The sequence below is a fragment of the Oceanobacillus sp. FSL W8-0428 genome, assembly GCF_038004405.1.
In the GTDB taxonomy this organism is placed as follows: Bacteria; Bacillota; Bacilli; order Bacillales; family Amphibacillaceae; genus Oceanobacillus; species Oceanobacillus sojae.
Map to the genome: position 1 here is coordinate 3,699,833 of NZ_JBBORB010000001.1, position 26,145 is coordinate 3,725,977.

Annotated in this window: 22 protein-coding genes, 1 other RNA gene and 1 other annotated feature; of the genes, 19 read left to right on the forward strand and 4 right to left on the reverse strand. The window is 38.1% G+C overall.

Annotated features, from left to right (window positions below; all coding sequences use genetic code 11):
* The first annotated feature begins 38 nt into the window (after positions 1 to 38).
* From queA to yajC, 3 genes are read left to right on the forward strand one after another with little or no spacing between them, the layout of a single operon-like run.
* Positions 39 to 1,067 carry a tRNA preQ1(34) S-adenosylmethionine ribosyltransferase-isomerase QueA gene (gene queA, locus MKY30_RS17650; RefSeq protein ID WP_339286110.1) on the forward strand — a complete coding sequence of 343 codons (1,029 nt, stop codon included), beginning with the start codon at positions 39 to 41 and terminating at the stop codon, positions 1,065 to 1,067.
* 58 nt (positions 1,068 to 1,125) lie between these two features.
* Positions 1,126 to 2,265 carry a tRNA guanosine(34) transglycosylase Tgt gene (gene tgt / locus MKY30_RS17655; protein ID WP_339286112.1) on the forward strand — a complete coding sequence of 380 codons (1,140 nt, stop codon included), beginning with the start codon at positions 1,126 to 1,128 and terminating at the stop codon, positions 2,263 to 2,265.
* Positions 2,266 to 2,281: 16 nt separating this feature from the next.
* The gene (yajC, locus tag MKY30_RS17660; RefSeq protein WP_246144997.1) at positions 2,282 to 2,551 is read left to right on the forward strand and encodes a preprotein translocase subunit YajC; all 270 of its coding nucleotides are present in this window, start codon (positions 2,282 to 2,284) and stop codon (positions 2,549 to 2,551) included.
* A gap of 65 nt (positions 2,552 to 2,616) precedes the next feature.
* On the opposite strand, the gene MKY30_RS17665 is transcribed toward yajC, so the two are convergent.
* Positions 2,617 to 3,000, reverse strand: a complete 384-nt coding sequence (locus tag MKY30_RS17665; protein ID WP_147207891.1) for a TIGR04086 family membrane protein — start codon at positions 2,998 to 3,000, stop codon at positions 2,617 to 2,619.
* A 171-nt stretch (positions 3,001 to 3,171) separates the two neighbouring features.
* The gene (gene spoVB, locus MKY30_RS17670; protein WP_147207890.1) at positions 3,172 to 4,722 is read right to left on the reverse strand and encodes a stage V sporulation protein B; all 1,551 of its coding nucleotides are present in this window, start codon (positions 4,720 to 4,722) and stop codon (positions 3,172 to 3,174) included.
* A gap of 231 nt (positions 4,723 to 4,953) precedes the next feature.
* Between spoVB and MKY30_RS17675 the strand changes: the two genes are divergently transcribed.
* The 12 genes from MKY30_RS17675 (at position 4,954) to ssrS (ending at position 20,137) form a co-directional block, all read left to right on the forward strand.
* The gene (locus MKY30_RS17675; protein ID WP_147207889.1) at positions 4,954 to 5,253 is read left to right on the forward strand and encodes a post-transcriptional regulator; all 300 of its coding nucleotides are present in this window, start codon (positions 4,954 to 4,956) and stop codon (positions 5,251 to 5,253) included.
* Positions 5,254 to 5,296: 43 nt separating this feature from the next.
* Positions 5,297 to 7,549 (forward strand): protein translocase subunit SecDF, encoded by a 2,253-nt coding sequence (secDF, locus tag MKY30_RS17680; protein ID WP_147207888.1) that lies wholly within the window; start codon positions 5,297 to 5,299, stop codon positions 7,547 to 7,549.
* Positions 7,550 to 7,756: 207 nt separating this feature from the next.
* Positions 7,757 to 8,119 (forward strand): LapA family protein, encoded by a 363-nt coding sequence (locus MKY30_RS17685; protein ID WP_147207887.1) that lies wholly within the window; start codon positions 7,757 to 7,759, stop codon positions 8,117 to 8,119.
* An 89-nt stretch (positions 8,120 to 8,208) separates the two neighbouring features.
* The gene (gene recJ / locus MKY30_RS17690) at positions 8,209 to 10,524 is read left to right on the forward strand and encodes a single-stranded-DNA-specific exonuclease RecJ (protein ID WP_339286116.1); all 2,316 of its coding nucleotides are present in this window, start codon (positions 8,209 to 8,211) and stop codon (positions 10,522 to 10,524) included.
* Positions 10,514 to 11,026 (forward strand): adenine phosphoribosyltransferase, encoded by a 513-nt coding sequence (locus MKY30_RS17695; RefSeq protein ID WP_156985386.1) that lies wholly within the window; start codon positions 10,514 to 10,516, stop codon positions 11,024 to 11,026. The genes recJ and MKY30_RS17695 overlap by 11 nt, the downstream gene beginning before the upstream one ends.
* 409 nt (positions 11,027 to 11,435) lie before the next feature.
* A complete protein-coding gene (locus MKY30_RS17700) occupies positions 11,436 to 13,631 on the forward strand; it encodes a RelA/SpoT family protein (protein WP_147207884.1) in 2,196 nt (731 codons plus the stop codon).
* A 14-nt stretch (positions 13,632 to 13,645) separates the two neighbouring features.
* Entirely contained in the window at positions 13,646 to 14,092 is a 447-nt protein-coding gene (dtd, locus tag MKY30_RS17705; RefSeq protein ID WP_341084961.1) for a D-aminoacyl-tRNA deacylase, read from the forward strand.
* An 86-nt stretch (positions 14,093 to 14,178) separates the two neighbouring features.
* Complete coding sequence (locus MKY30_RS17710; protein WP_186813508.1) at positions 14,179 to 14,352, forward strand: hypothetical protein; 174 nt, start codon at positions 14,179 to 14,181, stop codon at positions 14,350 to 14,352.
* 152 nt (positions 14,353 to 14,504) lie between these two features.
* Positions 14,505 to 14,726 (forward strand) — a binding site (T-box leader).
* Positions 14,727 to 14,864: 138 nt separating this feature from the next.
* Positions 14,865 to 16,148: a histidine--tRNA ligase gene (hisS, locus tag MKY30_RS17715; RefSeq protein ID WP_156985383.1), complete on the forward strand. Its 1,284-nt coding sequence runs from the start codon at positions 14,865 to 14,867 to the stop codon at positions 16,146 to 16,148.
* A 3-nt stretch (positions 16,149 to 16,151) separates the two neighbouring features.
* A complete protein-coding gene (gene aspS / locus MKY30_RS17720) occupies positions 16,152 to 17,930 on the forward strand; it encodes an aspartate--tRNA ligase (RefSeq protein WP_156985382.1) in 1,779 nt (592 codons plus the stop codon).
* 585 nt (positions 17,931 to 18,515) lie between these two features.
* Complete coding sequence (gene gdhA / locus MKY30_RS17725) at positions 18,516 to 19,886, forward strand: NADP-specific glutamate dehydrogenase (RefSeq protein ID WP_339286120.1); 1,371 nt, start codon at positions 18,516 to 18,518, stop codon at positions 19,884 to 19,886.
* Positions 19,887 to 19,954: 68 nt separating this feature from the next.
* Positions 19,955 to 20,137: non-coding RNA, 6S RNA (gene ssrS, locus MKY30_RS17730), on the forward strand.
* Positions 20,138 to 20,227: 90 nt separating this feature from the next.
* Here ssrS and MKY30_RS17735 read toward each other — a convergent pair.
* Both MKY30_RS17735 and MKY30_RS17740 read right to left on the reverse strand, forming a co-directional pair.
* Positions 20,228 to 20,899, reverse strand: coding sequence for an RsfA family transcriptional regulator (locus tag MKY30_RS17735; RefSeq protein ID WP_341084964.1), 672 nt, complete (start codon positions 20,897 to 20,899; stop codon positions 20,228 to 20,230).
* A 218-nt stretch (positions 20,900 to 21,117) separates the two neighbouring features.
* A complete protein-coding gene (locus MKY30_RS17740; RefSeq protein ID WP_147207878.1) occupies positions 21,118 to 22,392 on the reverse strand; it encodes a replication-associated recombination protein A in 1,275 nt (424 codons plus the stop codon).
* A gap of 345 nt (positions 22,393 to 22,737) precedes the next feature.
* Between MKY30_RS17740 and cymR the strand changes: the two genes are divergently transcribed.
* The 4 genes from cymR to MKY30_RS17760 are packed head-to-tail and all read left to right on the forward strand — an operon-like array spanning position 22,738 to position 26,141.
* Positions 22,738 to 23,163: a cysteine metabolism transcriptional regulator CymR gene (gene cymR, locus MKY30_RS17745; protein WP_077603136.1), complete on the forward strand. Its 426-nt coding sequence runs from the start codon at positions 22,738 to 22,740 to the stop codon at positions 23,161 to 23,163.
* Positions 23,164 to 23,185: 22 nt separating this feature from the next.
* Positions 23,186 to 24,328, forward strand: coding sequence for a cysteine desulfurase family protein (locus tag MKY30_RS17750; protein ID WP_341084967.1), 1,143 nt, complete (start codon positions 23,186 to 23,188; stop codon positions 24,326 to 24,328).
* Between the two features lie 13 nt (positions 24,329 to 24,341).
* Positions 24,342 to 25,454: a tRNA 2-thiouridine(34) synthase MnmA gene (gene mnmA, locus MKY30_RS17755; RefSeq protein WP_147207876.1), complete on the forward strand. Its 1,113-nt coding sequence runs from the start codon at positions 24,342 to 24,344 to the stop codon at positions 25,452 to 25,454.
* A 15-nt stretch (positions 25,455 to 25,469) separates the two neighbouring features.
* Positions 25,470 to 26,141: a tetratricopeptide repeat protein gene (locus MKY30_RS17760; protein WP_147207875.1), complete on the forward strand. Its 672-nt coding sequence runs from the start codon at positions 25,470 to 25,472 to the stop codon at positions 26,139 to 26,141.
* Positions 26,142 to 26,145: the final 4 nt, after the last annotated feature.

A 26,145-nucleotide genomic window follows, 5' to 3' on the forward strand; every position in this document is an offset into this window, starting at 1 on the left:
TTCGATAGCTACGATAAGACGAAAGTAAGGGGATAGACATGAATATAGAAGATTTTGACTTTGATCTGCCTGAAGAATTAATTGCGCAGACACCTTTGAAGGATCGGACAGCATCCAGACTTTGTGTTTTGGATAAACAGACCGGTCAAATACAGCACCAGCATTTTTCAGATATAATAAATTATCTGCATGCAGGTGATTGTCTCGTTTTAAACGATACCAAGGTATTGCCGGCGCGTTTGTATGGAGTAAAAGAAGATACAGGTGCAAAAATAGAAGTTCTTTTACTGCATCAAGAAGAGAACGACAATTGGGAAGTGTTAGTAAAACCTGCTAAGAAAGTTAAAGAAGGAACAGTCATTGATTTTGGAGACGGATTGTTAAAAGCTGTTTGTACAGATATTAAAAAGTATGGCGGGCGTACAGTGAAATTTTCTTACGACGGGATTTTTTATGAAATATTAGATGAACTGGGTGAAATGCCCCTGCCGCCATATATTAAGGAACAGCTTTCGGAAAAAGACCGTTACCAGACTGTTTACGCAAAAGAAAAAGGGTCCGCTGCTGCTCCGACTGCCGGGTTACACTTTACCAACGAATTATTACAGCAAATAAAGGATAAAGGTGTCGAGGTTATTTTTATCACACTACATGTCGGTTTGGGTACATTTCGTCCGGTTAGTGTAGATTCTGTTGAAGAGCACACGATGCACAGTGAATTCTACCGCATGTCTCAGAAGGCCAGTGAATCATTAAATAATGCTAAAGCAGAGGGAAGAAGAATTATTTCAGTTGGAACCACTTCAACTCGTACACTGGAAACAATTGCTCGTGATAATAATGGAGCCTTTGTGGAAACGAGCGGCTGGACTGACATTTTTATTTATCCACCATATCAATATCAGGCAATTGATGGATTGATTACGAATTTTCATCTGCCTAAATCAACGCTTATTATGCTGGTAAGTGCGCTGGCAGGAAAAGATGAGGTGCTTCATGCATATCGAGAGGCTGTAAGGGAGCGTTACCGCTTTTTCAGCTTTGGGGACGCTATGCTAATTATCTAGCTTTATCGGGTATAAATGCGTTATGATATGTTTAGACTGAAAAAAAGGAAGAGAAATCATGATACCTATAACGTATGAATTAATAAAAACAGATAAACAGACTGGAGCAAGGCTTGGACGTGTGCATACTCCGCACGGATCTTTTGATACACCGACCTTTATGCCTGTCGGAACACTGGCAACTGTAAAAACGATGAGTCCTGAGGAATTAAGCTCTATGCAGGCAAATATAATACTTTCTAACACGTATCATTTATGGCTGCGTCCGGGAGAAGATATTATTGAAGAAGCTGGCGGCTTGCACAAGTTTATGAATTGGGATAAAGCAATTTTGACTGATTCGGGCGGATTTCAGGTCTTCAGCTTAAGTGATATGAGACAAATAGAAGAAAAAGGTGTTCATTTCCGTAATCATTTAAATGGAGAGAAGCTATTTTTATCTCCTGAAAAAGCAATGCATATTCAAAATGCATTAGGATCAGATATTATGATGGCATTTGATGAATGTCCGCCTTATCCAGCTACCTATGATTATATGAAATCTTCAGTGGAGCGGACTTCCAGATGGGCTGAACGTTGTCTGGAGGCTCATAAACGGTCAGATATTCAAGGACTCTTCGGTATTGTTCAAGGTGGAGAATATGAAGAATTAAGAAGGCAGAGTGCGAGTGATTTAGTTTCACTTGATTTTCCCGGGTATGCTATTGGCGGATTATCCGTTGGAGAGCCAAAGGATGTTATGAATCAGGTTCTTGAGTTCACAACACCATTATTACCGGCAAATAAACCGAGATATTTAATGGGGGTGGGATCGCCGGATGCTTTAATTGATGGAGCTATCCGCGGTGTGGATATGTTTGACTGCGTATTGCCGACCCGAATTGCCAGAAATGGAACTTGCATGACATCTCATGGCAGATTAGTGGTTAGAAATGCAAAATATGCACGTGATTTTTCACCGATTGATGAAAATTGTGACTGTCATGTTTGTAAAAATTATACGAGAGCTTACATTCGTCACTTGATAAAATGTAACGAAACATTTGGATTCCGACTTACGACTTATCATAACCTGCATTTTCTGTTAAAATTAATGGAGCAAGTTCGAACTGCTATAAAAGAAGATCGACTTGGTGATTTCAAAGAGTCATTCTTTGAACAATATGGATTGAATCAAGAAAATCCAAAGAACTTTTAGGAAGGAGATGGAACATATGGGAGCTGAAATGATTACACCAATTTTATGGATTGTACTTATGTTTGCTATTTTTTATTTCTTACTTATTCGCCCGCAGCAAAAGCGTCAGAAGCAAGTAAGAGAAATGCAGGATAGTCTTCAAAAAGGCAACTCAATCGTAACAATCGGCGGATTACATGCGAAAATCCATGCCATTGATGAAGGCACAATCGTGCTAATTACTGATGAAGGCACAAAATTAACGTATGACCGTTCTGCAATCAGAGAAATAAAACAAGAAGCATAATGCATGAAGAAAGCTAATGGACAATCATTAGCTTTTTTTCATGCATTCATTATATGCTGTACAAACTAGTTTTCTTCCACAGGATTTGAAAAATTAACTCCGATAATCCCTCCTAATATTGCTGCAATCAGGTAGAATCCATGGTACATTGCTTGAGTTAGCGAGAAACCCTGCTGATAACCGAGAAATTGAACTAAAAAAACAAATCCGGTAAATCCCAATCCAATCAATACACCTAAAAGCCAACCCTTTGCTTTTCCCTTTAAACCAGTAATTACTCCACAGACGAATAGAATAAGCAGTCCAATGATAAAAGTGACTAAAGATAAGGTTGCTTCTTTCATATCCAGAAATTTCAAAAGCAAGCCTAACGTAAAACTTGAAAGAAAAAGTAACCCGAATAATATAATCCAACCGTAGAATAAAGATGTCCATTGAATTTTTTCCATTCATTCATCTCCTCTAAGTTTGTCCTTTCTTCTAAATTTATGCTTGTATTTTTTATTTAGAAGAAATATTTAAAAGAGAGATACCGAGCTGTTAGAGAAAACTATTTGCTGATGTTTAGATAATCATTTATAGGCAAAATAAAACCAAGTAGTTAATTCTATCAAATAAAATCATTTCTTTTTCGAGAAAAACGGCAGTTGTCTTAATTCTTCTTTACGAATAAAACCTAATAGAAGCAGTAATATAAAATAAATTATTACGATAATTAAAAGCAGCAGGATGAATGAGATCAGGTTTGTGTCACCCGTGTAAAATTGGTTTTTAATATAATAGGTCAGAAGAAAAGTTGCTCCACATAATATAATCATGCGGATAATATCCTTCCAGGCAGGAAAATAATTAATTTCTCTTCTTAGTACCCCGATATGAAGAAACGTAACAAGAACAACATTCACGCAGATAGCAACTGCGGCTCCCTTAATCCCTAAATTTGAACTTGTTGCCAATAAGATCATGACGCCAAATTTTAAGATAACCCCTATCAACGAATTCCACATAGCCGGTCGTGCTAAATCGAGAGCTTGTAAAGCTGCCTGCAGTGGAGCCTGAATGTATAAAAACAGGAAAAAAGGTGCCATGATAATTAGTAGGGATGCTGCTGAATCAGAACGATACATAAGGTTAAGTAAATCAGAAGCAAATAAGGTCATGATAATAGTAGCTACAGCTCCTGATGCAAAAGATATCCGGATAGATTGATGTATGCGGTTATGAATCAATTCTGTTTGATTTTTTGCTCCTGCCTCAGAAATGGATGGCACAAGGGCAATAGAGAGAGAGCTTGTAATAAATGTCGGCAAAAATAATAAAGGCATCGTGTAGCCCATTAATTCACCATACTGCTTTGTTGCAGCTGCGGCAGTGACACCTGCGAGTGCAAGAGATTGGACAATAATGATCGGATCGAGGAAATTTGAAATTGAACCAATCATTCTGTTTCCCAAAGTTGGCATGGAAATAGATAATAGTTCTTTTGCTGTTGATTTTCCGGATAGAACAGTTTCTGTAAAATGTTTTCGTATTTTCAGCTTTCTTTTTTGACGAAATTTTCGGATCATGTATAAGAGCGAAGCAAATTCACCAATAATAATACTGAACATAGCACCTGCTGCGGCATATTCAATTCCATAAGGCAAAAGAATATAAATAAATACACCAACAAATGTAATCCGTACAATTTGTTCGAGTACTTGGGCAATACTTTGGGGCTTCATATTCTGTTTTCCTTGAAAATAGCCCCTTAAAACTGCTGATACAGCGGCAATTGGAATAATAGGACTAATGACAATTAAAGGGAGTAATACACGGCTGTCTGTAAATAAGGTGACAGATAAAATTGGCGCAGCCAGAATCAAAAGCACTGTAAACAGGACACTTGCACTTAAAGTAATTGCCAGCGAGACGGCAACAATTTGTTTTATTTTTTTAGAATCATTTTGTGCATCTGCTTCCGCTACACGTTTAGAAATAGCCACTGGAAGGCCGAATTGTGTCAGGGTCATAACTAAAAATAGAGTTGGCAGAGCCATCATATAAAGACCGACACCTTCTTCTCCCATAAAACGTGCTACGACCATCCGGTTAATGAAACCCATAAACCGGGTAAGCATGCCTGCAATAATTAGAATCAATGCTCCTTGGATAAAGGTTTGTTTCGTCATTCGAGTTGCCCCGCCTTCTCAAAAAAATAATTTTGATATACAATGATATATATGCTGGGTAATGGACAAACCATGACAGTTGAATTGGGTCAAGCAATGAATAATGCAGCAAAAGTGCTCAGGTTTTCCTATATAGCACTGTTTAGACTTTTTTATACTTTCTTTACCAATTAAAAAGGCGTACAATAAGATAGGACTTTATGGAGATTTATAAAGAAATGGTGGGATGAAATGGACAGTCAGCATGTAGAGTCATGGAAAGAATTGATTTATCCGGCATTAAAAAGTAAACAGGAAGAATTAAAAATGCTAGGTTATGAACAAGCGACTCCAGAAGGCGTATGGCAATGTCTTTGCGTGAAAATTTGGAAGGGTAAAACCGAAAAAAGACTTCATGAAATTGTTCAAGATATTTTTCATTTGAAATCATCTGTTTATTTAAGCTATTTAACTATTCAATCCTATGAAAATGATGATTTAGCAGCTTCAATTGAAGCACTTATTGGAAATTCACCACAAGCGGATAAATAAGGTCCGTCTAAAAGGTTGATATATGAAGGAGGAAGCGCAAACGATGAAAAAAAGAGGCAGAATCGTTGCCTTTTTTCTTGTCATCGCAATTTTGGCAGGAGTAATTGGAACAACGTTTAGCAACTTGATAAGTAAAGTGAATCTTGGCTTGGACTTGCAGGGAGGTTTTGAAGTCCTGTACGAGGTAGAGCCTGTTGAAGATGGTCAGGAAATTTCAAACAGTTTAATGGAAGGAACAGTCCAGACTTTGAATGATCGGGTTAATCGCCTGGGTATTAGTGAAGCTGTCATTAATATAGAAGGGGAGGACCGAATCAGGGTTCAGCTTGCAGGGATTGAAAATCAAGCCGAGGCCAGAGAGATACTGTCAACATCTGCGCAATTGTCTTTCAGGGATGTTGACGATGAGGAATATCTTGATGGATCAGATATTGTAGAGGGAAGTGCCAAGCAGGATTATAATCCGAACACCAATGCACCAATTGTAACTCTTAAACTAAAAGATGCAGATAAATTTGGTGAGGTAACGCAAGAAATTAGTCAAATGGCCGATAATCGTCTGGTTATCTGGATGGATTATCAGGAAGGTGAGGATTCATTCGCTGCAGAAGCTGAGAAAGAAGAGCCTAAATTTATTTCTGCACCGGCAGTAAGTCAGACGATTAATTCCAGCGATGTCATGATTGAAGGTAACTTTACAGTGGAATCAGCCCAGCAAATGGCAGATATTATTAATTCTGGTTCACTGCCTGTACATATGAATGAGATTTTCTCTACATCTGTAGGTGCACAATTTGGTGAACAGGCATTAAATCAGACAGTGTTTGCAGGGATCATTGGAATTTCATTGATAATTCTTTACCTATGTGCATTCTATCGCTTCAGCGGTATCATTGCTTCCATTAACTTAGCTGTCTATGTATTTTTAGTAGTATTAATTTTTGAATTGCTCAATGGAGTATTAACATTGCCTGGCATAGCCGCTCTTATTTTAGGGGTTGGAATGGCTGTTGATGCAAACGTAATTACCTTTGAACGAATGAAAGAAGAATTAAGGGTTGGAAAATCTGTAAAAGCAGCCTTTCAATCTGCAAATAAAAGCTCTTTTGTGACAATTCTAGATGCGAATCTGACCACCTTAATTGCGGCAGGAGTACTGTTCGTATTTGGTACAAGCTCCGTTAAAGGATTTGCGACTATGCTGATCATCAGTATTTTAATCAGCTTTTTAACATCAGTATTTGGTACAAGAGCTCTCCTGGCATTATGGATTCAAAGCGGCTTTTTGAAAAAAAGAAAAGGCTGGCTTGGTGTCAATAAGAAACAAATTAAAGATATTACAGAAGGAGAAGAATCTGATCCTGCATTTTTTGGCAAGCATGTTAATTTCGTGAAGCATCGCAAGAAGTTTTTTGCTGTTACAACAATACTGGTGATTATTGGCGCTGTCAGCATTGGGATTTTTAAAATTAATCCGGGAGTTGATTTTACAAGTGGTACCCGGATAGAAGTTGTTGCTGATCAAAGCTTAACGGAAGAAGAAGTGGAATCCGAGTTTGAAACGCTTGGTTATGAAATAAGCTCTGTAAATTTATCTGGTGAAAATAATGAAATAGGTGTTGTCCGTTTTGATACAGTACTGGATGAAGGGGAGGAGCATAGTCTAAAGCAACATTTTGAAGAGGTATACGGACATGAACCCGGTGTGAGTGTTGTATCGCCGATTGTTGGTCAGGAGCTTGTTAAAAATGCAGTTTATGCTGTAGCAATAGCATCTTTATTTATTGTTGCATATATAGCTGTCCGATTTGAAATCTTCTTCGGTGTTACTGCTGTAATTGCCCTATTGCATGATGTGTTCTTTATGCTGGTGGCATTCAGTATAACGCAAATTGAATTTGATATTACGATTGTAGCTGCAATCTTAACCATTATCGGTTATTCATTAAATAATACACTTGTTATTTTCGACCGGATCAGAGAAAATATCCGTCACGAAAAACGGGTAAAATCATTTAAGAAACTTGCAGAAATTATCAATAAGAGTATTATTCAGTCATTTACGCGGACAATGAACACGTCTATTACAACGATTATTGCTGTTGTTGCTTTCTTAGTGCTTGGAGCATCCTCAATATGGGCCTTTGCTTTTGCACTGTTAGTCGGATTACTGGCTGGAACATATACTTCTCTGTTCCTGGCTTCACAGCTTTGGCTGGTATGGAGAGGAAGAACAGTGAAGGATAAACCAGTTGACTTTAGAAAAAAAGAAAAAGTTGACGGACCGCAGGTATAGCTGTATTAAGGAGCCTATATTTAGCAACTGTCATATAGTAAGAGAGCTTTCAATGTGGTAATATTTCTGAAAGAGCTTAGCTTCAGACTTTAGTTAACATTACCGATTTAAACCATTGAAAGCTCTCTTTTTTTACTATCATGCTTAAAATAATACTCAATCGGGTAATGAATATATAGAAAAAATATTTTTTATGGAGGAACAATTATGAATGGACAGGTTTATGTCATACTCGCTATTATATTTGTAATTATTATCGCCGTTTTTGCTGTTATTAATGTGGAACCTGTAGCAGTCGATTATTTATTTTGGACGGCGGATTCCCCTTTAATCCTGGTTATCCTCTTTTCTGTATTAATGGGAGGATTAATTACTGCAGCGGTAGGGGCAATTCGACTTTATAGAGCACATCACGAGATTAAAAAACTTCGTACAGAAAATGAGCGCTTGAAAAAAAGAATGGCAGCCCATGGAATTACAGATGTGCAGGGGAAAGAAGAAAATAAAAAAGAATCCCGAAAAGAAATGCGTCAAGAAGCTAAACAAGCAAAAAAATCAAATAAAGAATAATCTTTCTTTACAGTTTAACTGATAATCAGAGGAATCTATTTGATGCCCCTGGCCTACTCTAGTATAATGATTAGGTCAGGGGTGAATTTATGCTATCAAGTAAAGCAAATTGGAAATATATAAATAATCCGCCTGTGGAGGAAAGAGATTCTATAGAAATAGCTATGTCGCCTATTGTTAAGGATCTATTTTTACAAAGAGGAATTACCACAACGGAAGAAGCAAATCAATTTATGCAGCCGGATTTAAATAACTTAATAGACCCATTTTTAATGAATGGAATGGATAAAGCGGTTAAGCGAATTAAAGAAGCAGCTGAAAATAAAGAAAAGATTGTTGTGTATGGAGATTATGATGCAGATGGTGTAAGCTCTACAGTTGTCCTGCTGCATGCTCTGAAAAAAATTGGTGCAGACTGTGAATACTATATTCCCAATCGTTTTACTGAAGGATACGGTCCAAACGAAGCAGCATTCAGGCAGCTTCATCAAGCTGGATTCGGGTTAATTATCACGGTGGATACAGGTATTGCTTCTGTTCATGAAGCAGAGGTGGCAAAGGAGCTTGGTATTGATTTAATCATTACTGATCACCATGAGCCTCAAGCAGAAATTCCGGATTGCTACACTATTATTCATCCGAAATTATCTGAGGATTACTTTTTCAAAGAGCTGGCGGGTGTCGGTGTTTCGTTAAAACTGGCACAGGCTTTAATCGGAGAGCTGCCTCGGGAAGTGCTTCCTTTTGTAGCTATAGGTACGATTGCGGATTTGGTGCCATTGGTTTCTGAAAACCGGATTTTGGCTACATTTGGTTTGAAAGAGCTTAAAAGAACCAATTATGTTGGCTTGAAAGCTTTAAAACAGGTATGTCAGTTAGAGGAAATCATTACAGAGGAGGATATCGGTTTTCGCATTGGTCCACGGCTGAATGCAGTGGGACGTTTAGGAGATGCCGATTTAGCTGTAGATCTTTTACTGGAAGAAGATAATGAAATTGCGTTAGAAATGGCAAACGAACTAAACCATATTAATGAACAGCGAAAGAAAATTGTTCAGGATATTGTACAAGAAGCGATGGAAATGGTTCAAACAGATAAACGGATTATTATTGTAGCAAAAGAAGGCTGGAATGAAGGCGTATTAGGAATTGTTGCTTCAAAGTTAGTCCAGAAATATGATCGTCCTGCAATAGTTTTAGCGATAAAACCAAAGCAGGGTATTGTAAAGGGATCAGCCAGAAGTATTCCTGCATTTGACTTATTTGAAGGCTGTATGACAGTCAGAGATTTATTTACGCATTTTGGCGGACACGCACAGGCTGCAGGTATGACCTTACCTATTGAAAACTTAGATTCTCTGGAAACTGCTTTAAATGATTTACTTTTCCAGAATCTGTCGGAAGAAGATTTTAAGCAGGAATTGCATATTAATGCTATATTAGATATTGCAGATATTAATGTAGCATTAATTGAGGAGATAGCAAAACTTTCTCCGTTTGGGATGGGAAATCCGAAGCCTTTGTTTGAGATAAGAGAAATACCGAAAGAGGTTCGTCAAATTGGAAGCAGAAAAAACCATTTGAAAATGCAATTTGCATCTGCAAATGGTCAAATGGATATGGTTGGTTTTGGATTTGGTGAGCTGAAGGATGCTATTTCTCCGCAAACAGAGATATCGATAGTTGGAGAGCTTTCTGTCAACGAGTGGAATGGGAGAAGGAATGCCCAATTAATGATAGAGGATTTAAGAATTACAGAGTGGCAGCTATTTGATTTTCGAGGGAAAAAAGCTGAGCAATTAATTCCTGATAAGGCTAACGAAGTCTTTGTCTGCGATGAGTCTATACAGCCTGATGAGCATACGGAAACATTTACTTATAAAGAGGCGCTTTCCAGAGATTTGACATCTTATCATACAATCGGTTTTACCGAATTACCTGAAAGCATGGATGTTATGAAGAAAATTATAAAGCAGATGAATCCGAAAAATATTGTTGTAGCGTTACGTCAGACTACGAATCAATACCCATTTCAATTTCCTTCCCGAAAGGAATTTGTGGATTATTACAGCTTAATTAAACAGCATCAGCAATTTCGGGTTACGGAAATGCAGAAAGCTATTGAACAGCATCGGGGCTGGAATGAAGCCAAGATAAAATTTATGTCAGATGTTTTCACAGATTTAGGATTTGCAACGTTGAAGGACGGATGGCTTTGTTACGAAGCTGCAAAGAATAAAAAGGATTTATCAGAATCAGTCATTTACCAAACCTGCTTCAAACAAAAAGAAGCAGAAAGTATACTTATTTATTCTAATTACCAGGATTTAAAAAAATGGTTTGCATCGTATCTAAATCTGGATACGTCTGCGAATCTACAGGAGGAAGCAGTGTATGGATTATAAAGAATATATTGAGATTGTAGAAGATTGGCCAAAAGAAGGGGTTCGTTTTAAGGATATTACGCCATTGATGGCTAATGGGCCGGCTTATAAATCAGCTGTTGACGAGATTGTAGAATATGCAAAAGAAAAAGAAATCGATGTTGTTGTTGGTCCTGAAGCAAGAGGATTTATTGTTGGCTGCCCGGTTTCTTATGCATTAGAGGTCGGTTTTGCTCCTGTTCGTAAAGAAGGAAAACTGCCCCGCGAAGTAATCAAAGTAGATTATGGGCTGGAGTATGGAAAAAATGTATTAACCATTCATAAGGATGCTATTACACCTGGACAGCGTGTTCTGATTACAGACGATCTTTTAGCGACAGGCGGTACGATTGAAGCAACGATTAATTTAGTTGAACAGCTTGGAGGAATTGTTGTAGGATGTGCTTTCTTAGTGGAGTTAAGTTATCTGGATGGAAAGGATAAGCTGGAAGGCTACGATGTACTTACAATTATGACCTATTAAATGGCAGAAAAGAGTCAAACAGAGATAAAAACTGTGTTGACTCTTTTTATATATTATTTTATCAGCTTATATTAGGTTTTAGTTGGACAGAAATATAAAAAAAGTCTTATAATAGTAATTATTATCGAATAATGTTTTTAAATCTGCGAAATTTAAGAGTTTTTAATGAAAGAAATGGCTTCAAGCTTTTAAACACTTGTTGCTATTTTTATTTTTACATCAGGAAGGGTAAATTTTTAACGGGGCTTTTCGATGGAACGAGCATTCCCCGTCCGGTAAAAGCTGTTTCGAACCATTTGAAAATTTAAGTTTCTGATATAAGAGAAGTAACAGATTTGTTTTAATAAATACAAATATGATTTTTTACGAAATAATTTATTCAATATTGAAGGTAAATAAAGGTGATAACATGGCAAAAGATGAAAATGTCAACATTACAGATATTATAGAAAAAGTAAAAGAATACTTATCTGATGAAGATGTTGCTCTAATTGAACACGCCTATGAATTTGCGAAAGAGGCTCATAAAGACCAATTTCGTAAGTCTGGGGAACCTTACATTATTCATCCGGTACAGGTCGCAGGGATACTTGCTGAATTATTAATGGACGCTGAAACGATTTCAGCAGGCTTTCTTCATGATGTTATCGAGGATACAGATGTAACCTTTGAACAAATTGAAGAAGAATTTAATCATGAAATAGCTGCACTCGTAGATGGTGTAACGAAACTTGGTAAAATTCGCTATGAAACAAAAGAGGCCCAGCAGGCAGAAAACCACCGGAAAATGTTTGTGGCTATGGCAAGAGATATTCGTGTCATTATGATTAAACTGGCTGACAGATTGCATAATATGAGAACGTTAAAGCATTTGCCTCCAGAAAAACAACGACGCATTTCGAATGAAACGCTGGAAATTTTTGCTCCGCTTGCTCATCGCTTGGGAATTTCAACGATAAAATGGGAACTTGAGGATACAGCTTTACGCTATCTTAATCCGCAGCAGTATTATCGTATTGTTCAATTGATGAAGCAGAAAAGGGAAGAAAGAGAGTCTTACATTCAGGAAGTTATTGATGATCTTTCTCAAGAATTTGAGGCTGTAAATATAAAAGCAGAGATGTCCGGCCGGCCAAAGCATTTGTATAGCATCTATCAAAAAATGGTCAATCAGAAAAAGCAATTTAATGAGATATATGACCTTCTTGCAGTCCGGATTTTAGTTGATAATATTAAAGACTGTTATGCTGTTTTAGGTATTATTCATACGAATTGGAAACCGATGCCAGGAAGGTTTAAGGATTATATCGCTATGCCGAAACAAAATTTATATCAATCTCTGCATACAACAGTCATCGGTCCGAAGGGTGATCCGTTAGAGGTACAGATTCGTACGAAGGAAATGCATGACATTGCAGAATACGGAATTGCTGCACACTGGGCATATAAAGAAGGAAAGCAGGCAAAAGGAAAAAGCTCCTTTGAAGAAAAATTGTCATGGTTCCGGGAAATTTTGGAATGGCAAAGTGAAACACATGATGCGGAAGAATTTATGGAGTCATTGAAGATTGATTTGTTTTCTGATATGGTCTATGTTTTCACACCAAAAGGTGAGGTCATTGAGCTGCCGGCAGGTTCTATTCCAATTGATTTTGCTTACAAGATTCATACGGAAATTGGCAATAAGACCATTGGAGCAAAAATTAATGGCAAGATGGAGCCATTAGACTATGAATTGCAGAACGGAGACATTGTCGATGTGATGACATCAAAGCATTCCTATGGGCCGTCCCAGGATTGGCTGAAAATGGTGCAGACCTCGCAGGCAAAGAGCAAAATAAAACAATTTTTCAAAAAGCAGCAGCGCGATGAAAATATTGTCAAAGGGAAGGAAGCTGTTGAAAGAGAAATTCGTACTTTCGACATCGATCCTAAAGAAGCATTAACTGCAGATAATTTGCAGCGTGTATTTGATAAGTTTAATTTTACAAGTGAAGATGATATGTATGCTGCTGTGGGTTATCAAGGGATTACGGCAGCTCTTATAGCTACCAGATTAACGGAGAAAATCCGCCAATCAAGAGAAGCCGATCAAGATTTAGAAAAGAAAATAGAAGAAGTAAAAACAGATAAAGCAAGACCGTCCTCCAAGAAAGATTCGGGTATTGAAGTGGCGGGTGTAAATAATTTGCTTGTCCGTATAGCAAAATGCTGTAACCCGGTGCCTGGGGATGAAATTTTAGGTTATATTACCAAAGGCAGAGGAGTATCTGTCCACCGTGCTGATTGTCCGAATGTACAGACAGAGGAAGCAAAGCAGCGCTATATAGATGTGAAATGGAAAAATCAGTATGCAGAGAAAAAGCAGTATCATGTTGATTTGGAAATTACAGGCTATGATCGCCGCGGCCTGCTTAATGAGGTATTGCAGGCTGTTAACGAAACAAAAACGAATATTACGCATGTTAATGGTCGATCTGACCGAAATAAAATGGCTATTATTCAATTGACGATTTTAATTCATAATACCAATCACTTGCGTAAAGTTGTAGATCGAATAAAGCAGATTCGGGAAGTATACACCGTTACCAGAACGGTGCAATAAGGAGCGTTTGTTTTATGAAGGTAGTATTACAGCGGGTGAAGGAAGCTTCTGTAACCGTCCGGGGAGAAAAAATCAGTGAAATAAAAAAAGGATTTCTTTTACTTGTTGGCGTTACACATGAGGACTCTGATGAGGATTTAAATTATCTTGTCAATAAAATTGTTCACCTGCGGATTTTTGAAGATAAAAACAAAAAAATGAATCTTTCTATTAAAGATGTAGACGGAAGCATTTTATCTGTATCTCAATTTACTTTGTACGGAGATACTAAAAAGGGTAGACGTCCAAGCTTTATTAAAGCAGCTAAGCCTGATGAAGCAGAAGCTTTGTATGATGCATTTAATAAAGCGTTACGCACAGAAGGAATAGTGACAGAGACCGGAGAGTTCGGTGCCATGATGGATGTCGGTCTGGTAAATGATGGTCCTGTCACATTAATTATCGATAGTAAAGACAGATAAGGGAAGGTATAAGAATAAGGTTAGGGTTTTATGGAGATGCTATCTTAAATAGATTTTAAAAGAACTCTTAAAGGAGCATTTAAGTTATGCATCGAGAGATAAAGCAGCACAGCGCTAATAATTACTCTGAAATAATGATGGTTGATTTTCATCATTTTCTACAAATGGAAAAGTCTTCAACCTATTTAGAAATAGCAACAGAGCTTGGAATTTCCATACAGGAAGTGAAGCAATTGAAAAAAAGCTTAAGTCGTTCTTGACAATGAACGAAACTAACCTTATTATTATAATCATTCCACTTCTATAAGAGGTGGTAGCTTCTAAGTTTGCCTACGAATGTTTTCCGCGGGACGGGTAAGGCCAGTCCTGGGACATGGGCGGTATTAGGTAGAAGTTTCTTAAAATTAAATGAATGAAACCGTTGAAAGAAAAAGTAATATAGGAACAGGTAGTAAGAGAGTAGCTGTCATTGGCTGAGAGCAGCTATCTATCCGGCTTATATGAAAGACATTCTGGAGGATTTATATCGAAAAAGATTGAGTAGATATAAACGTGTTGCAGGCGTTAACTGATAAAGGTGGGTATCTTTGGATATCAACTAGGGTGGCAACGCGGGAAAAATCCCGTCCCTTATTTTAAAAATAAGGGACGGGATTTTTGTATTGTTAAAGAACTTGCAGCGTCCGCTTTAAAAGTTATCTGTTATTATTTTCTGCTGACCAGAAAATGAATTTCATCAGTTATTTTGTATATTAGTGAAGGAGGAAATAAAATGTCTATGAAAGCTCCGAGAGGAACAATGGATATTTTGCCGGAAAATACGGCAAAATGGCAGTATGTAGAAAAGCAAATTAAAGAAATTTGTGATGCATATTACTATCATGAAATACGCACACCAATCTTCGAACACACAGAAGTATTTCAGCGTGGTGTCGGGGATTCAACAGATATTGTACAGAAGGAAATGTATACTTTTGAGGATCGGGGAGGCAGAAGCCTAACACTTCGTCCAGAAGGAACTGCTGCTGTAGCCCGTGCATTTGTTGAAAATAAATTATACGGGAGCCCAAATTTACCGGAAAAACTATATTACTTTGGCTCAATGTTCCGGTATGAGCGTCCCCAAAAAGGAAGAATGCGCCAATTAAATCAATTCGGTGTGGAAGCAATGGGAAGTGAGGACCCGGCAATTGATGCAGAAGTAATTGATCTTGCCATGCAAATTTACCGCAGGTTAGGATTGAAATCTTTGAAGCTGGTGATCAACTCATTAGGTGATAAGGAAAGCCGAAAAGCACATCGTGATGCACTAGTAGCACATTTTGATCCATACCGTGAGGAGCTTTGCTTGGATTGCCAATCACGATTGGATAAAAATCCGTTACGTGTGCTGGATTGTAAAAAGGATCGAGATCACCCTGCAATGAAAACAGCACCATCCATCTTAGATTATCTGAATGAAAAGTCACAAGCTTATTTTGAACAGGTAAAAGCATATTTAGATGCGATGGAAATTTCTTATACTGTGGATCCTAATCTAGTCCGGGGTTTAGATTACTATAACCATACAGCATTTGAAATTATGAGTGAAGCAGACGGCTTCGGTGCCATTACGACATTAGCCGGCGGCGGCAGGTATGATGGATTGATTACTGAATTCGGCGGTCCGGATACACCGGGAATTGGTTTTGGAATGGGGCTGGAACGCTTATTAATGGCTCTTCAGGTAGAAAATATTGATATACCTGTTGATACTAAACTAGACTGTTTTGTGGCAGGCTTTGGTTCTGAAAAAGTACGAACAGAGACTGTAAAACTTGTGCATCAGTTACGTTCAGCTGGTATTCAGACAGATACAGATTACCAGCACCGCAAAATGAAGGGTCAGCTTAAAGCAGCAGACCGTTTAAAGGCAAAATTTGTTATCTTTTTAGGTGATAATGAACTTGATAAACAAGTGGTGACCATTAAAAATATGGGAACTGGAGATCAAAAAGAGGTCTCAGTTGATCATATTGTTTCTGAAATTAAAGAGTTGTTATTGGAGGAGAGTTAAAAAATGACAGAGCGTGTTTTATCTGGGCACTTAACTGAAAATGAAATTGAAAAGGAAGTCAGACTAAAAGGCTGGGTTCAAAAACGCCGGGATCTTGGCGGACTTATTTTTATTGATTTACGTGATAAATCTGGAATTATGCAAATTGTATTTAACCCGGATTATTCACAGGAAGCACTCGAAACAGCGGAAAGTATCCGTTCTGAATATGTGATTGATGTAGTTGGCAAGCTTGTTTTACGTGATGAAGCAACCATTAATCCTTCCATTCCAACTGGTACATTGGAAGTACTGGCCAGCTCGATTAAAGTTTTGAATAAAGCAAAAAACCCGCCATTTATGATTCAGGATGATGTAAATATTTCAGAGGATATCCGTTTGAAATATCGTTATTTAGATTTACGTCGTCCAGGCTTGCAGGAAACATTTAAATTGCGGCATCAAACCACGCAGAGCATCCGCAATTATTTAAATCGAAATGAATTTTTAGAAATGGAAACACCTATTTTAACGAAGAGCACACCAGAAGGAGCGCGGGATTATCTTGTGCCAAGCCGTGTTCATCCGGGTGAATTTTATGCTTTACCACAATCTCCGCAGTTATTTAAACAATTAATTATGATGAGCGGATTTGAACGTTATTATCAAATTGCCCGTTGTTTCCGGGATGAAGATCTGCGTGCAGACCGTCAGCCGGAATTTACACAGGTTGATATTGAAACATCTTTTCTAACAAGTGATGAAATTATGACAATGACAGAAGAAATGATGAAAGAGGTTGTTAAAGAGGTAAAAGGTATTGATATCACCTTACCTTTACAAAGAATGCCTTATGATGAAGCAATGAACCGCTTTGGTTCTGATAAACCGGATACCCGCTTTGGATTAGAATTAATTCATGTATCAGATATCGTGGCTGCCTCTGGATTCAAGGTATTTAAGCAGGCGGTAGAGAACGGCGGAAAAGTAGCATTATTAAATGTGGAAGCTGCAGCCGGCAGCTATTCCAGAAAAGATATTGATAAGTTAACAGAGTTTGTAAATGTATATGGTGCAAAAGGCTTAGCCTGGTTAAAAGTAGAGGAAGAAGAAGTAAAAGGTCCGATCAGCAAGTTTTTATCTGATGAGGAAAAAGCAGCCATCATGGATAAGGCAAAGGCAAAAAGCGGCGACTTACTGTTATTTGTGGCTGACAAGTCAACTGTTGTCTACGATAGTTTAGGAGCCCTGCGTTTGAAGCTGGGGAAAGATTTAGGGTTGATTGATGAAGAAGTGTTTAATTTCTTATGGGTAACAGATTGGCCATTATTTGAATACGATGAGGAATTAGGCCGTTATTTCGCAGCGCATCATCCATTTACATCACCAATTGAAGCGGATAAGGAAAAACTGTTAACAGATCCGATGAATGTCCGCGCAAATGCATATGATTTAGTTTTAAACGGCTATGAGCTTGGCGGCGGATCTATCCGTATCCACCAGACTGAGCTTCAAAATCAAATGTTTCAAGCATTAGGATTTACAGAAGAAGAAGCAAGGGAGCAATTCGGATTCTTATTGGATGCGCTAGAGTATGGAGCACCGCCTCATGGTGGGGTTGCGCTTGGTTTAGACCGTATTATTATGCTTCTGGCGGGCCGTTCTAACCTTCGTGATACAATTCTTTTCCCTAAAACAGCATCCGCTTCTGACCTAATGACAGAAGCTCCTAGCGAAGTTAGCGGGGACCAGCTGCAGGAATTGTCAATTGCATTAGCAAAAAGAAACGATAATAAAAAATAAGAAAATTACTCGGTTCTTAAAAGAAGGATGTTCTTGTCAAGGAGATGTCCGCTCCAGCGGTTTTGATGGGACGAGTAATCGCAGTCCCAGAAAGCCGCTTTCCACGGGCAACGCTTCAGCCTCCTCGGAAGAAAACCACTTCCTGCGGGGGTCTTCACCTGTTGCTTGTCCCGTAGGAGTCGGCTTCCTTCCGCTCCCATCTATGAAGAAATATGTTTCTTTTGTTTTCTTGCAAAGAGATTAATCTAATTCTAGCGGAAGAAATACACGGAGACTCCTGTGGGAATGCGCAGTGGGAAGACCCCGCAGAAAAAAAGTGCTCTTCTTTTTTTCGAGGAGATGAGCTCGGGGCCCAAGGAAAGCGTAGTGTATTTCTGGAGCGGTTATCTTCAGCATTTTTTATACTTTTTTATTCTTTAATAGAGAATATGCACGATATCTCTGCATATCGTGCATATCATTTGTGAAATAAAAGCAAACAAAAGCTCAATAGTCTTGTGTTTATTTGCTTTTTCATATAAAATAAAAAAACCTTCTGGTTGAGGAATCGGTTGAAAAAATTAAAGGAGATGAATGTTAGGAGCCATGGAAAATAAATTACAGCATCATAATCGAACAGCAAAAGAGTATGTACAGGGAGTCTATGAGGAACTAAAAAAAAGAAATAGTCATGAGACAGAATTTTTGCAAGCAGTGGAAGAAATTGTCGAATCTCTAGAGGTTGTTTTCGAGAAACATCCTAAGTATGCAGAATTAGGCATATTAGAGAGAATTATAGAACCAGAGCGCTTAATTGCTTTCCGTGTTCCTTGGGTGGATGATGAAGGACAGATTCAAGTAAACCGCGGTTATCGTGTTCAATTCAGCAGTGCGATTGGGCCATATAAAGGCGGGCTTCGTTTTCATCCAACGGTAAATGCAAGTATTATTAAATTTTTAGGCTTTGAACAAATCTTTAAAAACTCTTTAACCGGTCAACCTATTGGCGGAGGAAAAGGCGGATCTGATTTTGATCCAAAAGGAAAATCAGATTTAGAAATTATGAGATTTTGTCAAAGTTTTATGTCAGAATTATCTAGACATATTGGACCGGATACGGATGTACCGGCAGGAGATATTGGTGTCGGCGGAAGAGAAATCGGCTACCTTTACGGTCAATATAAGAAAATTAAAGGTACTGTAGAACCAGGTGTTTTAACAGGAAAAGGCTTAGGTTTTGGAGGCAGCTTGGGACGTAAAGAGGCTACTGGTTACGGCACGGTTTATTTTGTGCAGGAAATGCTTAAAGATAACGGGCAGGATTTCTCCGGTAAAACAGTTGTTGTGTCCGGATCCGGGAATGTATCCATATACGCAATGGAGAAAGCAGCTGAGTTTGGTGCAAAAGTAGTTGCCTGCAGCGATTCTAATGGGTATGTTTATGATAAAAATGGTATTGATGTTGAACTTGTGAAGCAGATCAAAGAAGTAGATAGAGAGCGTATTAATGTATACTTAGAAACGCATCCAAATGCAGAATACGTTGACGGCGGGTCAGTTTGGGAAATTCCATGTGAGATTGCTCTGCCATGTGCTACACAAAATGAAATTGACGAAGCGACAGCAAAAACTTTAATTGAAAATGGTGTTATTGCTGTAGGTGAAGGAGCTAACATGCCATCATCCCTGCAAGCAATTAACCAATTTCTGGAGAATAATGTTTTGTTTGCTCCTGCAAAAGCGGCAAATGCCGGTGGTGTAGCTGTGTCCGCTTTGGAAATGGCACAAAATAGCAGCCGTATTGCCTGGAGTTTTGAAGAAGTTGATGAAAAACTGCAAGAAATTATGCGTAATATTTATCAAAATAGTATTCAAGCAGCGAACGAGTATGGTAAACCTGGAAACCTTGTTGCAGGAGCTAATATTGCCGGCTTCCTGAAGGTTGCAGATGCTATGGTCGAACAGGGCATTATTTAATCAGCAGATTGGAATATATTATTTGTACTTTGAATAAATTTATGCTACGATAATAAAAATAAATCATAACAATCCTGATGTGTACGTCAACAATTGGTATTTTGACCGAACACCTATAAGTTAGGGAGTCCGATTCGTCTTTAAAGTGCATGCATGCCTAAAAAAGGAAGCATAATATCTTTAAAGCAGGACACCCACCTGCCAAAAGCGGGATCAAAACTTTATTGTCGGACGGCACTATCGGGATTACGAAAAAATACTGCACAGTTTTTTGTGCAGTATTTTTTCGTAATTGATATACACTTACTGTTATAAGTATAATGTATGGTCTTTATTCTGAACTAATTTGAGCCTTGTGCCAGCTGCTCCAGGTTCCCGTTCTTATCCATACGGAATGATGGAGAGCTGATAAGATTCGTATCCTCAAAAACTGTCATCTTGCGGGCCCGATCCATAATTTGAATAAATGTTTGGTAATCTTCTTTCATTGCCTGCAGCTGCTGTTCTGTATCCGCTAAATTCTTTTGTAATTCTTCTACCTTTGTATGCAAGGATTTATTCTCGTTCTCTAACGATTGCATAGAGGACTTTGATTGATTGGAAGTATATAATTCTTGCTTTAGCGATTTTAAATACTTAATTACTGTGTCCAGATTAAATGCTGCAGCAGGTTCAGGATTTGTTTGTACTGTCGGCTGATCTATTGTTTCGTGAGAAGGAACAGTCTCCGAAGTATCGATTTGAACCGGTTTTGGAAGAGCTTGTATGGTTTTATTTAAAGCTCTTTTTCTCTCTTTTCGTTGTCTTTTAGCCAAATCAATTGCGTTTTCATATTTATTACGCACTTCAGCATTCCATCTGAAACCGCAAGCGGCTGAAGTACGATTTAAATGATCTCCTACTTCTTCAAAAGCATTTAACTGTGTGCTTCCCTCACGAATATGTCTCAAGACAGTTTCTGCCAGTAATAGATCATCTTCATGAGACCAAGCGTCTTGCCTTACCTTTACCATGTCATTCACTCCTCATTATTAAGAAAATACTTAGAAAAATCTGCACACACTTTTATTTTAGTGAATAGGCAGTTTTCTTATATTTCACACGTTAAAAAATTATACTTTCCTAACGTGCTAGAAAGATTATAGTAATCTCTATTCTTTCCAGAGGAGTTAAAAAATATACATTTCTTTAAAGAGGATGTTCAAAATTATTAATTTTACTAATTGAGTTCTTACTTTTTTTCCTTATTAATTCGTTCATATACTTGTTTCAATGCATTTTCAAATTTTCCTGTTTCTTTCGGTGTATAGTAATTTCGGTTTTTGATAGTATCTGGCAAGTATTGTTGTTTTACCCATGCACCTGGATAATTATGAGGATATTTATAATCTATTCCTCTTCCAAGTTTATTTGCTCCTGAGTAATGAGCATCCTTTAAGTGAGCAGGAATATCGCCGCTTTTTCCTTTGCGAATATCCTCTAAAGCTGCGTCCAATGCCTTATAGGCGGTATTTGATTTTGGTGAAAGAGCCAATTCTACGACTACATCGGCTAATGGAATACGTGCTTCAGGAAAACCAATCCGTTCAGCGGCCTGTACAGCCGCGACAGCTCGCGGGCCTGCTTGCGGACTTGCCAGACCAATATCTTCATATGCAATAACAATTAATCTTCTTGCAATACTGTCTAAATCACCAGCTTCTATCAGCCGTCCCAAATAATGCAGGGCAGCATTCACATCACTGCCGCGAATAGATTTTTGAAAAGCACTCAGTACATCGTAATGAGCATCCCCGTCTTTGTCATGGGAAAAGCTTTTTTTCTGCATACATTCTTCCGCAATCTCCAGTGTTATCTGAATTTGATCATTAGCATTTGGCGGAGTGGAACTGACTGCAAGTTCTAAGCCGTTTAATGCTGAGCGCAGATCACCATTAGCTGAAATAGCTAAATGTTCCATAGCATCCGGACTGATCTGGATATTTTTATCTCCATATCCATTGGTCGTATCTTGAATAGCACGCTGTAATGCTGTTTTAACATTATCAAGAGTTAAGCCGTGCAGCTCAAAAAGATGACAGCGGCTTCTTATCGCCGGGTTAATGGAGTGATAGGGATTACTTGTTGTACATCCGATTAAAGTCAATAAATTATTTTCCAAATGAGGCAGTAAAAAATCCTGTTTTGCTTTATCCAGACGATGAACTTCATCTAAGATAAGAACAGTTTGTCCTTGCATTTTTGCTTGCTCAACTACAATTTCCATATCTTTTTTCTTATCTGTAACCGCATTTAATGTTTTGGATGGGAGTCCAATGGTTTCTGCAAGCGCAAATGCCATGGATGTTTTGCCTGTACCGGGCGGACCAAATAAGATCATGGAAGAAAGCTGATTGGCTTTAACCATGCGATTAATTATTTTTCCTTGACCTACCAAGTGTTCTTGCCCTATAATATCATCTATGTTTTTTGGACGCATTCGATATGCGAGTGGTTGTTTATACATCAAATAACTTCCTTCATCTTCTTATTATTCTATTAGCTTAAAGTGAATATAGAAGAAATGCAAGAGGTTAGCAGTCATGCTATAATAGGTGTAGCCTTATAATATAAATAATCAAATTTGTATAGATGGAATTAAAGGCTATTCTTTTTTCTGTATGTGTATGACTTAAATAATTACCAGACCGTAAGCAATACGGCGGATTACGGCAGGTGAGCAATCTCAAGCTCTGGAAAAGCAATCCGACAGTTACAAGGGGATTCCAATAATTTTGCTTATTTAGTACATTATATAGATTAAATAATATATAAATGGCAGATGATAGTTTAAAAAATTGAGGTGTATATAATGAAGATTTCAACAAAAGGAAGATATGGACTGACAATAATGATAGACTTGGCAAAAAATGAAGGAAACGGTCCAATTTCACTAAAAGTTATTGCAAAGGATAATGATTTATCAGAGCATTATTTAGAGCAGCTGGCTTCACCATTAAGAAATGCCGGCCTAATCAAAAGTATACGGGGTGCATATGGTGGATACCAGCTTGCGAAAAAACCGGATGAAATTACAGCCGGTGATGTTATCCGTGTGCTGGAGGGGCCTTTGACAATTGTGGAAGGTATGGAAAATGAAAAGCCGGCGCAGGCATCTTTATGGATGCAAATCAGAGATGCAGTGAAAGATGTATTGGAAAAAACAACTCTGGAAGATTTGGCAAATTATGACGAGGGTGATAACGGCCCGCGCGAGGCATATATGTTTTATATTTAATGGGAAGAAAGGATTTTGAATCATGGAAGCAATTTATTTAGACCATGCCGCTACATCTCCTATGGCAAATGGAGTGGTTGAAGCGATGATCCCTGTATATAAAGATATCATCGGCAATGCATCAAGTGTGCATTCCTTTGGGCGGAAGGCAAGACAGCAGCTGGATACATCAAGGCGTGTTCTCGCCGCCTCAGTTGGTGCAAATGAAAAGGAAATAATCTTTACCAGTGGCGGTACAGAAGCGGATAATATGGCTCTTTTAGGCGTTGCAGAAGCTAATCAGGATAAGGGCAATCATATTATCACCTCTATTCAGGAACATCATGCTACCTTGCACACTGCAGAAAAATTAGAAAAACAAGGCTTCCGTGTAACATATTTACCAGTAAATGAGGCAGGGCTGGTTTCTGTACAAGATGTTGAAGCAGCTTTAACAGATGATACAATCCTTGTTTCTATTATGTATGTAAATAATGAGACAGGTGTTATCCAGCCTGTCGATGAAATTGGAGAATTATTGAAGAATCACCAGGCATATTTTCATACAGATGCCGTTCAGGCTTATGGACTGGTCGATATTGATGTGCATGAGCAGGGTATTGATTTATTAACGGTATCCGCGCATAAAATAGGCGGTCCAAAAGGAATTGGTTTTTTGTATGTGAAAGAAGGAGTTAAGATGACTCCTGTTCAATTTGGCGGCGAGCAGGAAAGAAAGCGCCGGCCTGGAACAGAGAATATTCCATCCGTAGCCGGTTTTGAATTAGCCTCTAATATTGCAATGGAAACAAAACAGATAAGAAACGAAAGGTATCAAAAATATAAACAAATTTTAATAGAAACATTTACAGAAGCGGGTATTGCTTTCAGTATAAATGGAGACCAGGAGAAGACAGTTTCATCTATTATGAATGTCAGCTTTGCAGGAACAAATGTAGAAGCATTACTTGCAAATTTTGATTTGAGCGGCATCGCAGCCTCGAGCGGCAGTGCGTGTACTGCAGGTAGTGTAGAGCCTTCCCATGTTTTATCTGCAATGTATGGTTCAGATAGTCCAATTACTACAAATTCTATCCGATTCAGCTTTGGATTGGCGAATACTGAAGATAATGTGAGAGAAGCAGCTGCAAGAGTTGCAAGTATTGTAAAAAGATTAACAAGTTAAAGGAGGGGCGACAATGAAAGATAATAAAAATATACGTGTTGTAGTTGGAATGAGCGGCGGAGTCGACTCTTCCGTTGCAGCATTATTATTAAAAGAACAAGGATACGATGTGGTTGGTATCTTTATGAAAAATTGGGACGATACAGATGAATTTGGGGTCTGTACGGCTACGGAAGATTTCGATGATGTTGTCCGGGTATGTAATCAATTAGATATTCCATATTACTCGGTAAACTTTGAAAAACAATACTGGGATAAGGTGTTCACTTATTTTCTGGATGAATATAAAGCCGGAAGAACGCCTAACCCGGATGTTATGTGTAATAAAGAAATTAAATTCAAGGCATTTCTTGACCATGCGCTCTCTTTAGGCGCTGATTATTTAGCTACAGGGCATTATGCTCAAGTGGCAAGAAACGAAGACGGGAAAATTCAAATGCTTCGCGGAGCTGATGATAATAAGGACCAGACTTATTTTTTAAATCAGCTTAGTTCAGATGTATTAGAAAAAGTTATGTTTCCTTTAGGTCATCTGCCTAAACCGGAAGTAAGAAAAATTGCAGCAGATTATGGTCTGGTTACAGCAGCTAAAAAAGATTCCACAGGAATTTGTTTTATTGGAGAAAGAAATTTCAAAAGCTTTCTCAGCGAATATTTACCTGCACAGCCAGGGAAAATGATGACACTTGACGGGATAGAAAAAGGAACACATGATGGATTAATGTACTATACTATCGGCCAGCGTCAAGGGCTTGGAATCGGTGGTTCCGGAGACCCATGGTTTGTCGTAGGGAAAAATTTAAAAGACAATTATTTATATGTTGCACAAGGCTATCATAATGAATATCTATACTCTGATGCACTCGTTGCAACGGATTTAAATTGGGTTCAACCGGATCAGATCGAGGATAATTTTACTTGTACAGCGAAATTTCGTTATCGTCAAAAGGATTCAGAAGTAACAGTAAGTGTAAAAAATAATAAAGCATATGTTGTATTTAAAGACAGCCAGCGGGCAATTACACCAGGACAAGCTGTTGTATTTTATCAAGGGGATATATGCCTTGGCGGCGGAACAATCGATGAAATTATAAAAGACAATAAAGCATTACAATATGTAGGCTAGCAGGGTGGTTTATGAATGGATAAGAATCAGCAGGCAATTACACTGCTAAATGAAAAAAAGTATGAAGAAGCAGCAAAGCTGTTTAATGAGGTAATTGAAGAATCTCCAAATGACCCATTGGGATATATTAATTTCGGCAATCTTTTAATGCAGCTGAATGAAATGGAACGGGCAGAACGTTTTTTGAAGCGTGCTATTGAATTGGATGAAAAAGCTGCAACAGCATACTATGGTTTAGGTAATCTTTATTTTGATCAGGAAGACTTTGGGAAAGCACAACAAAGCTTTCTAAAAGCAATTGAATTGGGACTTGAAGAAGCAGATGCTTACTTCATGCTGGGTATGTGCTTCCGAAACCAGGAACAATGGAAGCTGTCTCTGCCATATTTGCTACGGGCGACAGAACTTGATTCACAGGACGAAAGTTATCTATTTCAATACGGACTCTCTCTTGCACAGGGAGAAATTTTAGATGAAGCCCAAAAAACATTTGAAAAAGTACTTGAATTAAATAGCGAGCACAGCGATGCTTATTATAATCTGGGCGTGATTGCATTATTCCATGAAAAAACAGAACAAGCCTTAAACCATTTTGAAAAAGCACTTGAATTACAGTCTGATCATGTGCTGGCTGCAAACGGAAAGGAAATTGCGTTACAGTATATGGAGCAATTTGATGATAAATAAGGGG

Bases quoted from the DNA above. Each gene is read 5' to 3' on its own strand.
- queA (WP_339286110.1), top strand. From the start codon at position 39: ATGAATATAGAAGATTTTGACTTTGATCTGCCTGAAGAATTAATTGCG.
- tgt (WP_339286112.1), top strand. From the start codon at position 1,126: ATGATACCTATAACGTATGAATTAATAAAAACAGATAAACAGACTGGA.
- yajC (WP_246144997.1), top strand. From the start codon at position 2,282: ATGGGAGCTGAAATGATTACACCAATTTTATGGATTGTACTTATGTTT.
- MKY30_RS17665 (WP_147207891.1), bottom strand. From the start codon at position 3,000: ATGGAAAAAATTCAATGGACATCTTTATTCTACGGTTGGATTATATTA.
- spoVB (WP_147207890.1), bottom strand. From the start codon at position 4,722: ATGACGAAACAAACCTTTATCCAAGGAGCATTGATTCTAATTATTGCA.
- MKY30_RS17675 (WP_147207889.1), top strand. From the start codon at position 4,954: ATGGACAGTCAGCATGTAGAGTCATGGAAAGAATTGATTTATCCGGCA.
- secDF (WP_147207888.1), top strand. From the start codon at position 5,297: ATGAAAAAAAGAGGCAGAATCGTTGCCTTTTTTCTTGTCATCGCAATT.
- MKY30_RS17685 (WP_147207887.1), top strand. From the start codon at position 7,757: ATGAATGGACAGGTTTATGTCATACTCGCTATTATATTTGTAATTATT.
- recJ (WP_339286116.1), top strand. From the start codon at position 8,209: ATGCTATCAAGTAAAGCAAATTGGAAATATATAAATAATCCGCCTGTG.
- MKY30_RS17695 (WP_156985386.1), top strand. From the start codon at position 10,514: ATGGATTATAAAGAATATATTGAGATTGTAGAAGATTGGCCAAAAGAA.
- MKY30_RS17700 (WP_147207884.1), top strand. From the start codon at position 11,436: ATGGCAAAAGATGAAAATGTCAACATTACAGATATTATAGAAAAAGTA.
- dtd (WP_341084961.1), top strand. From the start codon at position 13,646: ATGAAGGTAGTATTACAGCGGGTGAAGGAAGCTTCTGTAACCGTCCGG.
- MKY30_RS17710 (WP_186813508.1), top strand. From the start codon at position 14,179: ATGCATCGAGAGATAAAGCAGCACAGCGCTAATAATTACTCTGAAATA.
- hisS (WP_156985383.1), top strand. From the start codon at position 14,865: ATGTCTATGAAAGCTCCGAGAGGAACAATGGATATTTTGCCGGAAAAT.
- aspS (WP_156985382.1), top strand. From the start codon at position 16,152: ATGACAGAGCGTGTTTTATCTGGGCACTTAACTGAAAATGAAATTGAA.
- gdhA (WP_339286120.1), top strand. From the start codon at position 18,516: ATGGAAAATAAATTACAGCATCATAATCGAACAGCAAAAGAGTATGTA.
- MKY30_RS17735 (WP_341084964.1), bottom strand. From the start codon at position 20,899: ATGGTAAAGGTAAGGCAAGACGCTTGGTCTCATGAAGATGATCTATTA.
- MKY30_RS17740 (WP_147207878.1), bottom strand. From the start codon at position 22,392: ATGTATAAACAACCACTCGCATATCGAATGCGTCCAAAAAACATAGAT.
- cymR (WP_077603136.1), top strand. From the start codon at position 22,738: ATGAAGATTTCAACAAAAGGAAGATATGGACTGACAATAATGATAGAC.
- MKY30_RS17750 (WP_341084967.1), top strand. From the start codon at position 23,186: ATGGAAGCAATTTATTTAGACCATGCCGCTACATCTCCTATGGCAAAT.
- mnmA (WP_147207876.1), top strand. From the start codon at position 24,342: ATGAAAGATAATAAAAATATACGTGTTGTAGTTGGAATGAGCGGCGGA.
- MKY30_RS17760 (WP_147207875.1), top strand. From the start codon at position 25,470: ATGGATAAGAATCAGCAGGCAATTACACTGCTAAATGAAAAAAAGTAT.